At 66.3% G+C, this 13,203-nt stretch carries 18 protein-coding genes; 10 read left to right on the top strand and 8 right to left on the bottom strand.

Annotated elements, in window-relative coordinates:
* Positions 1-69: 69 nt before the first annotated feature.
* From rpl7ae to FCF25_RS05210, 8 genes are all read left to right on the top strand, one after another.
* Positions 70-432 (top strand): 50S ribosomal protein L7Ae, encoded by a 363-nt coding sequence (gene rpl7ae, locus FCF25_RS05245; protein ID WP_117595096.1) that lies wholly within the window; start codon positions 70-72, stop codon positions 430-432.
* Between the two features lie 6 nt (positions 433-438).
* The gene (locus tag FCF25_RS05240; RefSeq protein WP_058582947.1) at positions 439-663 is read left to right on the top strand and encodes a 30S ribosomal protein S28e; all 225 of its coding nucleotides are present in this window, start codon (positions 439-441) and stop codon (positions 661-663) included.
* Positions 664-667: 4 nt separating this feature from the next.
* Entirely contained in the window at positions 668-850 is a 183-nt protein-coding gene (locus FCF25_RS05235) for a 50S ribosomal protein L24e (RefSeq protein WP_117595095.1), read from the top strand.
* Positions 847-1,326, top strand: a complete 480-nt coding sequence (gene ndk, locus FCF25_RS05230) for a nucleoside-diphosphate kinase (protein ID WP_117595094.1) — start codon at positions 847-849, stop codon at positions 1,324-1,326. Before FCF25_RS05235 ends, ndk begins: the two co-directional genes overlap by 4 nt.
* A gap of 186 nt (positions 1,327-1,512) precedes the next feature.
* The gene (locus tag FCF25_RS05225) at positions 1,513-2,103 is read left to right on the top strand and encodes a hypothetical protein (RefSeq protein ID WP_137047541.1); all 591 of its coding nucleotides are present in this window, start codon (positions 1,513-1,515) and stop codon (positions 2,101-2,103) included.
* Between the two features lie 104 nt (positions 2,104-2,207).
* Entirely contained in the window at positions 2,208-3,674 is a 1,467-nt protein-coding gene (locus tag FCF25_RS05220; RefSeq protein WP_137047540.1) for a selenium-binding protein SBP56-related protein, read from the top strand.
* 1 nt (position 3,675) lies between these two features.
* A complete protein-coding gene (locus tag FCF25_RS05215) occupies positions 3,676-3,993 on the top strand; it encodes a 2Fe-2S iron-sulfur cluster-binding protein (protein WP_117595091.1) in 318 nt (105 codons plus the stop codon).
* Positions 3,990-4,934, top strand: a complete 945-nt coding sequence (locus FCF25_RS05210; protein ID WP_137047539.1) for a hypothetical protein — start codon at positions 3,990-3,992, stop codon at positions 4,932-4,934. Before FCF25_RS05215 ends, FCF25_RS05210 begins: the two co-directional genes overlap by 4 nt.
* 273 nt (positions 4,935-5,207) lie before the next feature.
* Here the strand turns inward: FCF25_RS05210 and FCF25_RS05205 are convergent, their stop codons facing one another.
* The 8 genes from FCF25_RS05205 to FCF25_RS05170 all read right to left on the bottom strand — a co-directional run bounded on the left by FCF25_RS05205 (position 5,208) and on the right by FCF25_RS05170 (position 11,440).
* Positions 5,208-6,281, bottom strand: a complete 1,074-nt coding sequence (locus FCF25_RS05205) for a methionine synthase (protein WP_137047538.1) — start codon at positions 6,279-6,281, stop codon at positions 5,208-5,210.
* Positions 6,278-7,300 carry a 5-methyltetrahydropteroyltriglutamate--homocysteine methyltransferase gene (locus tag FCF25_RS05200; protein ID WP_137047537.1) on the bottom strand — a complete coding sequence of 341 codons (1,023 nt, stop codon included), beginning with the start codon at positions 7,298-7,300 and terminating at the stop codon, positions 6,278-6,280. Before FCF25_RS05200 ends, FCF25_RS05205 begins: the two co-directional genes overlap by 4 nt.
* A gap of 87 nt (positions 7,301-7,387) precedes the next feature.
* Positions 7,388-8,017, bottom strand: a complete 630-nt coding sequence (locus FCF25_RS05195) for a HemK2/MTQ2 family protein methyltransferase (RefSeq protein WP_254425890.1) — start codon at positions 8,015-8,017, stop codon at positions 7,388-7,390.
* Entirely contained in the window at positions 8,014-9,192 is a 1,179-nt protein-coding gene (locus tag FCF25_RS05190; protein ID WP_137047536.1) for a mechanosensitive ion channel family protein, read from the bottom strand. The genes FCF25_RS05195 and FCF25_RS05190 overlap by 4 nt, the downstream gene beginning before the upstream one ends.
* On the bottom strand, positions 9,185-10,057 hold the full coding sequence (locus FCF25_RS05185; RefSeq protein ID WP_137047535.1) for a 16S ribosomal RNA methyltransferase A: 873 nt from the start codon (positions 10,055-10,057) through the stop codon (positions 9,185-9,187). Before FCF25_RS05185 ends, FCF25_RS05190 begins: the two co-directional genes overlap by 8 nt.
* Before the next feature lie 93 nt (positions 10,058-10,150).
* Entirely contained in the window at positions 10,151-10,747 is a 597-nt protein-coding gene (locus tag FCF25_RS05180; protein ID WP_117595086.1) for a DUF655 domain-containing protein, read from the bottom strand.
* A gap of 41 nt (positions 10,748-10,788) precedes the next feature.
* On the bottom strand, positions 10,789-11,145 hold the full coding sequence (locus tag FCF25_RS05175; RefSeq protein ID WP_117595085.1) for an RNA polymerase Rpb4 family protein: 357 nt from the start codon (positions 11,143-11,145) through the stop codon (positions 10,789-10,791).
* Between the two features lies 1 nt (position 11,146).
* Positions 11,147-11,440, bottom strand: a complete 294-nt coding sequence (locus FCF25_RS05170; protein ID WP_058582934.1) for a 50S ribosomal protein L21e — start codon at positions 11,438-11,440, stop codon at positions 11,147-11,149.
* 96 nt (positions 11,441-11,536) lie between these two features.
* Between FCF25_RS05170 and FCF25_RS05165 the strand changes: the two genes are divergently transcribed.
* Together FCF25_RS05165 and FCF25_RS05160 are read left to right on the top strand one after the other, a co-directional pair.
* On the top strand, positions 11,537-12,703 hold the full coding sequence (locus FCF25_RS05165; RefSeq protein WP_117595084.1) for a cystathionine gamma-synthase: 1,167 nt from the start codon (positions 11,537-11,539) through the stop codon (positions 12,701-12,703).
* Between the two features lie 139 nt (positions 12,704-12,842).
* On the top strand, positions 12,843-13,154 hold the full coding sequence (locus tag FCF25_RS05160; RefSeq protein WP_137047534.1) for a hypothetical protein: 312 nt from the start codon (positions 12,843-12,845) through the stop codon (positions 13,152-13,154).
* Positions 13,155-13,203: the final 49 nt, after the last annotated feature.

Raw genomic sequence — 13,203 nt, 5'->3', positions numbered from 1 at the left:
GCCCCACGCCATCAGGGACCGACCATCTGGTGTGGGGCGCGAGCCTACGAACAGGGAGGTGAACAACCAATGCCAGTTTACGTTGATTACGAAGTTCCGGCCGACCTCGCCGAGCGCGCTCTCGAAGCGCTCGAGGTCGCCCGAGACACCGGTACGGTAAAGAAGGGAACCAACGAGACGACCAAAGCCATCGAGCGCGGCAACGCCGACCTCGTCTACGTCGCCGAAGACGTCTCCCCCGAGGAGATCGTCATGCACCTGCCCGAACTCGCGGACGAGAAGGGCATCGCGTACATCTTCGTCGAGACGCAGGACGACATCGGCCACGCGGCCGGTCTCGAAGTCGGCAGCGCCGCCGCCGCCATCGTCGACGCCGGCGAGGCCGACGAGGACGTCGAAGACATAGCCTCGAAGGTCGAGGACCTGCAGTAAGCGACCATGAGCGCAGAAGAGAGTACCAACGACTCGACGTCCGCGGAGGTCATCGAGATCGTTGGCAAGACCGGGATGCACGGCGAGGCCATGCAGGTCAAATGCCGCATCCGCGAAGGCTCGAACCAGGGCCGCATCATCACGCGCAACGTGTTGGGTCCCGTCCGAGAGGGCGACGTGCTCCAGCTCCGCGAGACCCAGCGTGACGCGGACTCCATCGGAGGCCAGTAAGCCAATGCCACAGAACCGAGACTGCGACTACTGCGGCGCGGACATCGAACCCGGAACGGGCACGATGTTCGTCCGCACCGACGGAACCGTCATCCACTACTGCTCCTCGAAGTGCGAGAAGAACGCCGACCTCGGCCGCGAATCCCGCGACTTGGAGTGGACCGAAGCCGGCGGAGGGGCCGAATGAGCCACCACGACGAGCGAACGTTCGTGATGGTCAAACCCGACGGCGTCCAGCGCGGCCTCATCGGCGACATCGTCTCCCGATTCGAGGACCGCGGCCTCAAACTCGTCGCCGGGAAGTTCATGCAGATCGACGAGGAGCTCGCCCACGAACACTACGGCGAGCACGAGGGCAAGCCGTTCTTCGACGGCCTCGTCGAGTTCATCACCTCCGGACCCGTCTTCGCGATGGTCTGGGAGGGCGCGGACGCGACCCGACAGGTCCGCCGCATGATGGGCGAGACCGACCCCGCCGACTCCGCGCCGGGCACCATCCGCGGTGACTTCGGCCTCGACCTCGGCCGGAACGTCATCCACGGCTCCGACCACGAGGACGAGGGCGCGAACGAACGCGAAATCAGCCTGTTCTTCGACGACGAGGAACTGCTCGACTACGAACGCGTCGACGAGCAGTGGCTCTACGAAGACGAAGACCACTAATCTCCGCGTTTTCTCTCGCTTTCCGACCGCCGAGCGACCGCCGTACTCGGCTCGTTCCCGTTCGTCTCGACTGCTTGAGTCTCCCGAACCCGGGAGAGTTCAATCGTCGCGCGCAAAGCGATATGCGCACGGCCCTCTTCTCTCAGCCTGAATCAGCGGCGACACCACGCCGCCGGAAGGTCACCCATGGTCGACATCTCACAACTGTTCGTCCTGTTCGCGATACTCCTCGTCGTCGTCTTCGTCGGGTACGTCTTCGTCGTCTTGACGGGTGCGCTCCTGCTCGCACGAGTCGCGAGCGCGCTCACCGCGAGAACGACGACCGTCGTCCCGGACCGTCGAAGCCTCGGCGACGTGGAGCGTCACCTCGAATCGCTCGCGCTCGAACGCCACGTCGACGCAGGTGTCGTCCGCGCCGTCGAACCGGAGCGCCGCCGCCCCGGCCGAAGCCCGGCGGCGTACGCCAGAAACCCGGTAGACGGCGTTCGCGTCGACGTGGCGATTCCGACGCCCGACCGCCCCGTCGTCAGCGAGTGGTTCCCGCTCCCGGCGCGACTCGACGGGGGGTCGAGACTCGAAGCGGTCCTTCGAAGGTACGGCGTCCCGCCGAGCGACCTCTCGGAGCTCTTGGGGACCGAAGTCCCCGTCAGAAGGGACGCGAGGGGCGAGTGGGTCGTCGACTGGAAGAGAGATGAGCCGAGGTTCGACTTCCCGCTGACGGCTCTCCTCGGGGCGGGGGTTCGGTGGGCCTCGGAGCGGGACAAACGACGGACGTGACGTTCAGGACGAAACGGAGGCTGATACCCCTGAAAATCCCTCATTCGGGATGTACAGGCGAAGCTGGCAAATGAGTTAAGAAAGCGTGAGAGGTTCCTCCACTTATGGGGAGTGCTAACAAACCACAAGACTCGGCGCAGGACCATCACGCAGATCACGACCACCACAACCACCACGACCACCACGACCACCACAACCACCACGACCACCACGACCACCACGACCACCACGACCACCGCGGTCCGGGCTATGCGACCCCGCAGGCCGCAATCGAGGAATCCGAACCCGAGACCGTCGCCTACGTTCCGGCGCTCTACGTCGGAACGGACGTCGACGCGCCGGACTTCCTCGCGGTCGTCGACCTCGACCCCGACTCGGCGACGTACGGCGAGGTCACGGACCGAATGGAGATGCCGAACAAGGGCGACGAGCTCCACCACTTCGGCTGGAACGCCTGTTCGTCCTCCTGCCACGTCGAGGGACTCGACCGACGGTATCTCGTCGTCCCGGGCCAGCGCTCTTCGCGGATCCACATCGTCGACACCGATGATCCGCGACACCCCGAAATCACGAAAGTGATCGAACCGGAGGAGGTGTTCGAGTACGACCTCTCCGCGCCCCACACAGTCCACTGCGCGCCCGGCGGCACGATTATCGTGAGCATGCTCGGCAACGCCGACGGCGAACTCCCGGGAGGGTTCCTCGAACTGAACGAGGAGTTCGACATCGTCGGTCGCTGGGAGTCGCCGGACCAGATAGAGATGAACTACGACTTCTGGTACCAACCCCGGCGCAACGTGATGATCTCCTCGGAGTGGGCCGCTCCGAAGACGTACCAGCCCGGCTTCGACCCGGCTGACGTCGAGGCCGGCAACTACGGCCGTCGCATCCACGTCTGGGACTGGGAGAACCGGACGGTGAAACAGACGCTCGACCTCGGCGAAGAGGGTCACCTTCCGCTCGAAGTTCGGTTCTTCCACTCGCCGGAGGGGGCCGGCGCGTTCGTCGGCGCGGCGCTCTCGTCGAACGTCTTCTACGCCTACGAGCGCGACGGCGAGTGGGCGGCCGAGAAAGTCATCGACATCGAACCGCGGGAGGCCGAGGGGATGGACGACCCCGCCCCCGGGGTTATCACCGACCTCCTCCTCTCGATGGACGACAGATACCTCTTCCTCTCGTGTTGGCTCCACGGCGAGGCCCACATGTACGACGTCTCGGACCCGATGCATCCGCGGCTGGTCGACACGCTCGCCGTCGGCGGTCTCTTCGGCGAGGAGGCCCCGGTCGCGGACCGCCAACTCGCCGCCGGGCCGCAGATGCTCCAGCTGTCGGTCGACGGCGAGCGACTGTACTTCACCACGTCGCTGTACTCGACGTGGGACAACCAGTTCTTCCCGGAGGAGGCCGAGCGCGGGTCGGTGATGCTGAAGGCGGACGTCGACCCCCGGAAGGGGACGATGACGCTCGACGAGGAGTTCCTCGTCGACTTCGGCGAGATGCCCGCCGGACCGGCGCGCGCCCACGAGATCCGCTGGCCGGACACGGACTGCACCAGCGACGTGTGGATATGATGTGACCGCGAGAGTTACGCTGGGTTGGCGCGACGGGAGGGAAGCGACCGTCGACGCCGAACCCGGAGAGACGGTCCTGACCGCGGCCGAGCGTGCGGGCGTCGCGCTCCCGTTCGGCTGTCGGACCGGCGCGTGCGGGACGTGTACCGGCCGGTTGCGAGCGGGCGAGGTCGAGTACCGTCGTCCGCCGCGAGCGCTCAAGGAGCGACAGCGCCGGCGGGGATACGTGCTCTGTTGCGTCGCCGAACCGCGCACGGACTGCCGTCTCGCGGTCGGAGCCGACGTGCAGGCCGAACTAACGGAGAACCCGTGGCGGTGACCCGGAACCGCCGTCGGTTCCCCGACAGTCGTTCCGGTCGCGTCCGAACCCGCGACCGACCCGCCGCTCTCGCGGTCGTCGCCGCCACGACGGTCGTCGCCGTCGTCACCGTCCTCGCGGTCCCCGCTCCCGTCGGCGTGTCGGGCGTCGCCGTCGCCCACGAGCCGCCGAGCGCCGCGGGAGAACCGAGCGGGGTGGCGCTGAGCGTCGGTCTCGCGGTGGCGCTGTCGGTCGTCGTGAGCCTCGTCGGCGGCGTCGCCGTCGCGCGTCGCGCGGCCGCATCGGGACTGCCGACTCGAATGCTCGCGACGTTGCTCGTTCTCCTCGGCGGGGGTGCCGTCCTCGTCGCCCTCTTCGACGACCCGCTTTTCGGGTTTCTCGGCGGTAGCGCCGGCGGCGCGGCGGCGACCGCCCTGCTGTATCGGCGCGAGGGTCGCGAAGTCGACGGCGACGCGGCGTTCGGAGCGGTTCTCGTCCACCGGGGGCTCGAAGGGGGGATCCTCGCCGCCGCCGCGGCCACCGACGTGGTCGTCGGCGTCGCGGGCGCGCTGGTGCTCGCGCTCCACGCCGCCGGGGAGACCGCGGCCGTCGGCGCTCTCTACGGCGCGCGAAGCCGCCGACGGGCCGTCGCCGCCGTTCTCGCGGTTCAGGCGGTTTTCGTCCTCGGAGCCGTCGGCGGCGGCGCGGTGGTCGCGGTGCTGCCGCCGGCGGTGCGTGTCGTCGCGCTCAGTCTGAGCGGCGGCGTCCTCGCAACGGTCGGCGTACACACCGCCAGACACTCGCACGGAGTCGGTCCTCACGGAGTCGGCCCGCACGGAGCAGACTCTCACGGAGTCGGACACCAGCGCGAAACACACGTCGCGGCCGACGACGCCGGGTCCGGTGTCGTCGTATCTTCCGGGCAGATTCCCGGAGATGAGAGTCACGACGTCGCGAAGTAGCGGCGCGCCGTGACCGTTCCGGGCTGCAGACGCAGCCCTCACTCAGGTCGCTCCGAAACGGCAGCAGAAGGGCGCCGCGTCGACCGTCTCAATCTCCGTCCGCTTTTCGCTCGTCCGGTTGCGGCGAACGCTTTGCAGTTGCTCGTGGCACACATCCTGCACGACACTCAGCGCACGCAACCGACTCTCGGAGGGCGACTCCGTCGACGTCGTCGTCAAAGCGACCGACGTGATGATAGACGCCTAACCGCAAATCGAAATCGGAGCGGCGCGTCAGTCGGCGGTCGGGACGGGGGCGTCGAGATCGATTTCGCCCGCGTCGAGTTCCGCCTCGACTTCGCGGGCCGCCGTGACCATGTTCTCCATCTTGCCGTAGGCGATGTCGCGCGGCAGCAGTTTGAGCCCGCAGTCCGGCGAGATGGTGAGTTTCTCCGGCGGAACGACCTTCAGCCCCTGTTTGATGTTCTCTTTTATCTCCTCGACGGGTTCGACTTCGGCGGTGTGCGCGTCGACGACGCCGAGCGCGAGGTCCGGTTCGAATTCCGGCTCGGTGAACACGTCTATCTGCTCGTAGTCGCCGTTGCAGAGTTCGACGTCGAACTCGTCGATGGGGAACTCGTTGAGTTCGGGGTAGATGCGCGAGTAGTCGCCGTAGCAGACGTGCAGGCCGATGCGGACCTCCTCGGGGATGCCGTCGGCGATGCGTTCGAGACACTCGCCGACGATGGCGTGGTCGTCGGGCGTCGTCGCCAGCGCGGGCTCGTCTATCTGGACGTAGCGCGCGCCCGCTTCGACGAGTTTCTCGATTTCGAGGTTGACGAGGTCGGCGAGGTCGTACGCGAGTTCCTCCTCGTTCTCGTACGCCTCGTTGAACGACCAGTTAGCCAGCGTGTACGGCCCCGTGATGGGGACCTTGACCGGCCGGGAGGCGACGTCGCGGGTGAACTCGAACTCGTCGACCAGCCACGGTTCGTCGTACTCGACCTCGCTCGCGACGCTCGGCTTGTCGAAGTAGTTGTGCCCCCACACCTTGACCGGGCCGTTGAACTCGTAGCCGTCGATGCGGTGCGCGAAGAACTCGACCATCTCGTTTCGGCGCATCTCGCCGTCGACGACGGTGTCGAGTCCGGCGCGCTCGTGCTCGTGGGTGATGACCTCCGAGGCGTCGTCGTACGCCTCCGCGAGGTTGTCGGCGTCGAAGCGCGCCTCCTCGTCCTCCGAGAGGTCTTTCGCGCGGTTGAGCCACTTCGGCTTCGGATAACTCCCCACGACCGTCGTCAGGAGGAAGTGGTCGTTCTCGTGGTTCTCGGGGCGGAACTGCGCTCTGTTGTCGGCGTCTCGGCTCATGCTTGTACCTCCGTCTCCTCGCCGCGAGCGAGGGCGACGCCCTCGGCCAGCGCGGTCAGCTTCTCTCGATACTTGTTCACCGGCAGGTAGAACAGCTCGGTGTTGCTCGTCGCGTAGACGGCGTCGAACTCCTGTGCCGGAATCTGGTCCTGCACCCACTCGATGCGGTCGCGGACGGTCTCCGGCGACTCGACGAGCGTGTTCTGGCCGTCGACGAGGCCGAGCGCGACGCTGTCTTTCGTACCGTACTCGTTGACGTTGTACAACGTCTGGTCGCGGTCGCCCGACACCACGTCGAAGCCGATGGCGTCGACGTCGGCGTCCATCAGGTGCGCGTACACTTTCTCCTCCAGCGCGCCCCAGTAGCTGTGGACGACCACGTCGGCGTCGGTCGCGGCGGCGACCGCGTCGACGGCCTCGCTCGCTCGCGCGTCGAGGCCGTCACCGGGCGCGTTCTCGACGAGCGACGGTTCGAGGAGGAACAGCGTCTCGTGCTCGGGGAACGCCTCGACCTCGCCGGCGAGGAACTCGGCCACGGCGTCCAGGAACGCCGCCTCGTCGCCGTAGTGCTCGTCGGTCGCGAGGTCGGAAAGCGAGTACGGGCCGGGCAGGACCGCCTGCAGCGAGTCGTCGCCGTCGAGGAGTTCGCTCGCGGCTTCTAGCTCCGCCGCCACGTCGCCGGAGAAGCCGAGTTCGTCAACGACCCGCGGGTCGCGGTAGAAGTTGTTGTTGTCGTAGTAACGGACGATGCCGCCCGTCTCGACGCTGTCGTGGACGGTCAGCGGGTGCGCGAGGTTGTCGTCCCAGCGGAGCTGCCCCTCGACGACTCGGTCGAGGTTCGCGTCCCGCTGGTCGGCGACGACTTCTTCGCGCGCCTGCTCGTACGCGTCGACGATTTCGGGCCCCTCGTCGCCGCTGATGAGGTCGCCTTTCTGGTGGCCTTTCAACTCCGAGAGCCGCTGTTTCGCCCAGTCGGGCAACGGATACAGCCCCGGCGTCGTGGCTACGAGTTCGGTCATCACTCGTGGCTAAGAAATGCCGACGCTTAATATTTGCTAATGAAGAAAATGCCCAAGAGTTATCTCGGCGCGACGGTCCGACGCGAGTCAGCCGACGAGTCGGAGGATCGATAGCGTCTCGAAGGGGTAGGACTCCTCGGCGGCGACGTCGACGTCGAATCCGCGGCTCTCGGCGCGCTGGACCACCTCGTCGTAGCCCGAGAGACTGCTCACGAGCAGGAGTGCCTGCCCGCCCGAGGCGAGCACTCGACCGACACCGTCGACGAACGGGTCGATGAGCTCTCGGCCGGACTCGCCGCCCGACAGCGCGACTTCCATCCAGTCGCTCCACTCGTTGTCGGGGTCGGTGGGGAGGTAGGGAGGATTGAACAGCACCGTGTCGAACGCGTCGTCGGCGAACGGCGAGAAGAGGTCAGCGCGGACGACGTCGAACCCGTCTCCTCCCTCCTCGCGCAGGTCGTCCGCCCGCGCCTTCGCCTGCCGGCAGGCGTGGGGGTTGAGGTCGGAGGCGACGACGTCGGCGTCGGTCTCGGCGGCGACTTTCGCGGCGACCCAGCCCGACCCGGTGCCGACTTCGAGCGTCCGCCCGCGGGCGTGTTCGACCGCGGCTTTCGCCAATAGCCCCGAGTCTTCCGCCGGTTGATACACGTGGGTTTCGACGCCGCGTCGGTCGGCCAGCGAGTCGCGGGTCGTCTCCGGTTGTTCCTCGTCGTTCACCGGTTCTCACCCCCGCCGTTCTCTCTCGGGCCGGCGCTCTCGCCGCCGTCGGCGCTGGCCTGCATCGACCGCGACTCTCCGGCGAGTTCGAGACCGCCCGCCGGTCCCCGACCCATCAGTTCGCGCACCGGGAACGGGATGTCGATACCCTCCTCCTCGTAGGCGGACTTCACCGCCGAGATGACCGTCGTCCGGGTCCGCCACTTGCGGCGCGCGCTGGGGTTGTCTATCCAGACGCGGACGCCCAGGATGACCGCCGAGTCGCCGAACTCCTTGAGCACGACCTGCGGAGACGGCACCGTCAGCACGTCGTCGAGACCCTTCACGGCTTCGTGCGCGACTTCGGCGGCGTGGTCCGCGTCCGCGTCGTAGTCGACACCGACGTCGACTTCGATGCGGAGTCGGCCTTTCCGGGTCCGGTTGACGATGGGTTTCGCGCTCACGTCGTCGTTGGGTATCATCACGTACTCGCCCGCGAACGTCTGGAGTCGGGTCGTCACGATGGAGATGTCGGTGACGATGCCCTCGCTGTCGCCGATTTCGACCCAGTCGCCGATCTCGAACGGGCGCGAGAACATCAACACGAACCCCGCCAGCACCGACCCGAGCGTTTGGCGCGCGGCCATCCCGACGACGATGCCGAGAAAGCCGGCACCGACCAACAGGTTGCCGATGTCGTTGGTCATGAGGCCGATGACGACCAGCCCGACGAGCGAGTAGATACCGACCTGCGTCAGCCGAAAGAGGATCTCGCGCTGGTGTTCGGTGATGTCGCTCGTCCCGGCGAGTCGCTGGATGAGGCGGCCGATGAACCCGGTCAGCGCGTAGGCGGCCCCGATGAGGATGAACGCGAGCGCGACTTTCGGGAGCATCTTCGTCAGGTCGAGGGTCGCGTACGCTCGCCGTAGCTCCCTCGTCAGACCCCACGTTCCGACGAGGACGACGATGCCGATAGTCGAGACGAGCGCGACGACGCCCGAGACGAACAGCTCCGAAGCGTTCCACCCTCGGTCCTCGGCCCACTCGTGCGCGCCGCGTCTGAACGCGAGCAGCGCCACCGAGATGACGATTGTGACGAGAATCTGCGCCTCGGGGTACGGTTCGGCGTTCGCCAACCACGGAATCAGTCCCCGCCAACTCGGTTCCTCCGCGACGAGGACCCACGCGTTATCCATCGCCACCCCTGCGGAACTCGGACGCGATGGCGGCGAGTTCGGCGAACTCCTCCGGCGTCACCTTCCCCGCTCGTTTGCGAAGCAGTTCTTCGGGCGCGGCGTCGACGACGGCGTCGGGGTCCGACAACCCCGAGATGTGTGCCGTGTTCCGGATGCCGTTTCGGACCGTCTTGCGACGCTGGGTGAAGACCGCCTTCACGAAGTCCAGGAAGAACTGTTCGTCGTCGACGTCGTAGTCGGGGTCGCGCGGCGTCAGGCGGACGATGGCGCTGTCGACGGCCGGCGGCGGGGAGAACGCCGTCGGCGGCACGGGTTCGACAAGCTCCGCTTCGGCGTAGTGCTGCGTACTCACCGAGAGGCGGCCGTACTCGGGAGTGCCGGGTTCGGCGACCATCCGGTCGGCGAACTCCTTCTGGAACATCAGTACCATCGGCCGCTTCTCCGGCAGCAGTCGGAACGCAATCTCGCTCGAGACGCCGTAGGGGAGGTTCGCCACGCAGGCGGTGAACTCGGGGAGGTCGACGTCGAGCGCGTCCCCTTCGACGACCGTCAACCGACCCGCTTCGGCCTCCTCGCGGAACTCCCGTTCGAGAAACGCGGCGAACGTCGGGTCGCGCTCGACGACGGTCACGCGCTCGGCGACGGCCAGCAGCCGGTCGGTCAGCGCGCCGGGACCGCCGCCGATTTCGAGGACGTGGCTCGTGTCGGTCCCCTCGGGGAGGTAGTCGGGGATGCGGTCGAGCACGCGGTCGTCGACCAGAAAGTGTTGGTCGTGGTCGGGGTCGCCGCGGACGCCGGCCCGTCGAATCAGGGCGTCCGGGTTGCGTCGCTGCGAACTGTGGGACTCTCCGTCCGACCCAGTCATTGGGCGGCTTTCACGCCCGACGTGGGTAAAGTTCCCGTTCCGGTCCGCGGTTCTCGGCTCCTTGCGGCGTTCGGTGAGGGGCCGCTGACGCTCTCAGCCGTTCGACCGGCGAACGAACGCCTTGTACTTCAGGTCCTCGTCGCGGAGCTCCTCGATGATTCGCTCCGCGAGCACCTCCTTGGGTCGGTGGAGACCCGAGACGCGCTCCTGGAGGTCCTCGAAGCTATCGAACGGCTGTCGTTTCCGCTGTTCGAGGATGTTGTTTCGCAGCGTCTTGCCGATGCCGGGGAGGAGGTCCAACTGGTGGAGGCGAATCGTGATGGGTTGGGCGTCGTTGTAGAACTCGACGAAGCGCTCCTCGTCGCCGTCGATGATGTCGGCGACGACGTACTCCAGTTCGTTGACCGCGCTGTTCGAGAGGTCACCGTACTCGACGGTTCGGATGCGCTGGATGTGCTCCCGCGCCGAGTTCGGTTCGATGGCGACGCGGTCACCGATACTCACGTCGGCGTCGTCGTCGAAGGTGAGCTCGACGAGCCGAAACTGTTTCTCGCCGAGCGCGTACGCTATCGGCTGTTTCTGGTACCTCGGGCGGTCGTCGTCCGACCTCCCGTACGGGAGGTAGTCGAGGACGACTGCGTACTGCGGTCGACTCTCGGCTTCGTCGTCACCGCGTTCGGAACCAGACATAACGAACGTGTACGGTGACGGGCTATTTAAAAATAGGCCGGCTACGCGTACTTGGCGACGATGTCGAGAATGTCATCGAGTTCGTCGCCGGAGAGCGCGTAGCGCTGCTGCGCGTAGACGGCGCGGAGTTCGTTGCGGTCCTGCGGGAGAAGGTCGGCGATCTTGAACGCGGTCTGTTCGTCGACTTTCTCCAGTTCGAGCAGCTCTTCGACGAGTTCGCGCGACTCCTCCGGGTCGAGGACCGCAAAGCGATTGACGTGCTCGATAGAACGCGCCAACTCGTAGCGGAGCTCGCGCTCCTCGTCGGCCGCTCGCTCCGCTTCGACCTCTTGGAGCAGCGGCTTTACCTCCGAGATGGTGAGGTACTCCTCGTCGAGCTTCTCTTTGAATATCGTCATCCTACTTCTGCGCGCGGAGGTGCGCCGGACGGGTGATGACCGTCTTCGCCTTTCCACCGTCGTTGATCTCGACCTTGAACGCGCGGCCCTGTTTACCCAGGACTTCGCCGGTGTGGCCGTTGAAACGCGGGTGGAATCGACCTTTACGGACGCTCGGGTCGATGTTGAGGTGGACTTTCTGTCCCTCCTCGAACTCCTGAATCGCGCGCTGCGGCGGGGAGGTCCCGCGCTCTCGCGGATGGTTCGTCAGCTTGCCTCTCGTGCTTCCCTTGAGTGGACCGTTCGAACTCGGCATGGTCGTGGAGTGGGTTACTCACGGTCGGATTATAAAAGACACGTTCCCGCGCCGCGGAAGAGTAAGAGTAACACGCCCGTACGAACAGACCTCCGTATGGACGACAGTTCGGAGCCACGAATCGAGACGCGCGCGATTCACGACGGACAGGAACCCGATTCCGAGACGGGGGCGCTGATGACGCCCATCTACGCCAACTCGACGTACGAACAGGACGCCCCGGGCGAGCACCGCGGCTACGAGTACTCGCGGACGGGCAACCCGACGCGGACGGCCCTCGAAGAGAACCTCGCCAGCCTCGAAGGCGGCGCGCACGGCCGGTGTTTCTCCTCGGGAATGGGCTCGATAAACACCGTGATGAACCTGCTCGAATCCGGCGACCACGTCGTCACCGGCGACGACGTCTACGGCGGAACCCACCGCATCTTCACGCAGGTGTACGAGCAGTACGACGTGGAGTTCGACTTCGTCGACACCACCGACCACGACGCCGTCGCCGGCGCGATGCGCGAGGAGACGAAGCTGCTGTGGGTCGAGACGCCGACGAATCCGCTCATGCGCGTCAACGACATCGCGGCGCTCGCCGACATCGCGCACGACAACGACGCGCTCTGCGCCGTCGACAACACCTTCGCGACGCCGTACCTCCAGCGCCCGCTCGAACACGGCGCGGACGTCGTCAGCCACTCGCTGACGAAGTATCTCGGCGGCCACTCCGACGTGGTCGGCGGCGCGCTCGTCACCGACGACGAGGAACTTGACGAGCGGTTCGGGTTCTATCAGAACAGCGTCGGCGCGACGCCGAGTCCGTTCGACTGCTTCCTCGTCCTCCGCGGGACGAAGACGCTCCCCGTCCGGATGGACCGCCACTGCGACAACGCCCGCGAGCTCGCTCAGTGGCTCGACGACCACGAGGCGGTCGACCGGGTCTACTACCCGGGACTCGACTCGCACCCGCAACACGACGTCGCCGCCTCGCAGATGGACGACTTCGGCGGCATGCTCAGCTTCGAGTTCGACGGCACGCTCGACCAGGCGAGCGCGGTCGTCTCGAACACCGAGGTGTTCACGCTCGCCGAGAGCCTCGGCGGCGTCGAGAGTCTCATCGAACAGCCCGCACCGATGACCCACGCCGCGATTCCGCGCGAGGAGCGCGTCGCCGCCGGCCTCACCGACAGTCTCATCCGCGTCAGCGTCGGTATCGAACACGTCGACGACCAGAAGGCCGACTTCCAGCAGGCGTTCGACGCGGCGCTCGACTGACGCAATCTGCTGTCGGCACCGAAGGGTGCGATACGTCGAAGTACACCCTCCTTCCTCGATATCGGTCCGTACTGCGAGTACGTACGCTAACGCGATACGTTCCGCGTTACCTTATACCATGAAACTCGTACACTTCCTTATGGTACAAGAGACAACCTCACTCACAGACTCGCTGACTCCCGACGCCGAAGCACAGTCGGAATCGTCACCAACCGAACCGGGCGACGTCCACGCCAGGTGGGATTCGAGCGCCAAAGCCGAGATGTTCGGATTCGGCGTCGTCATCGGACTGCTCCTCGGTTCGATGCTCGGACTCGCCCTCGCGGCGCTGTTCCCGGCGTTCGGCGGACAACTGTTGATTTTCGGCATCGGCGTCGGAGGAGGACTCGGCGTCCTCGTCGGGGTCGCACTGAAGGAGTACGGAGAACGCGACGCTGTCGGAGAGGCGTAGTCACTCGACGCTCGCTGTCGACTTCCAGGTAGTGGACGTCTCCCGGACA

Origin of the sequence: Haloprofundus sp. MHR1 (assembly GCF_005155585.1) — an archaeon.
Classification (GTDB): domain Archaea; phylum Halobacteriota; class Halobacteria; order Halobacteriales; family Haloferacaceae; genus Haloprofundus; species Haloprofundus halophilus.
Note: the sequence above shows the minus strand (reverse complement) of the source record. Positions and strands in the feature narration are given on the sequence as shown.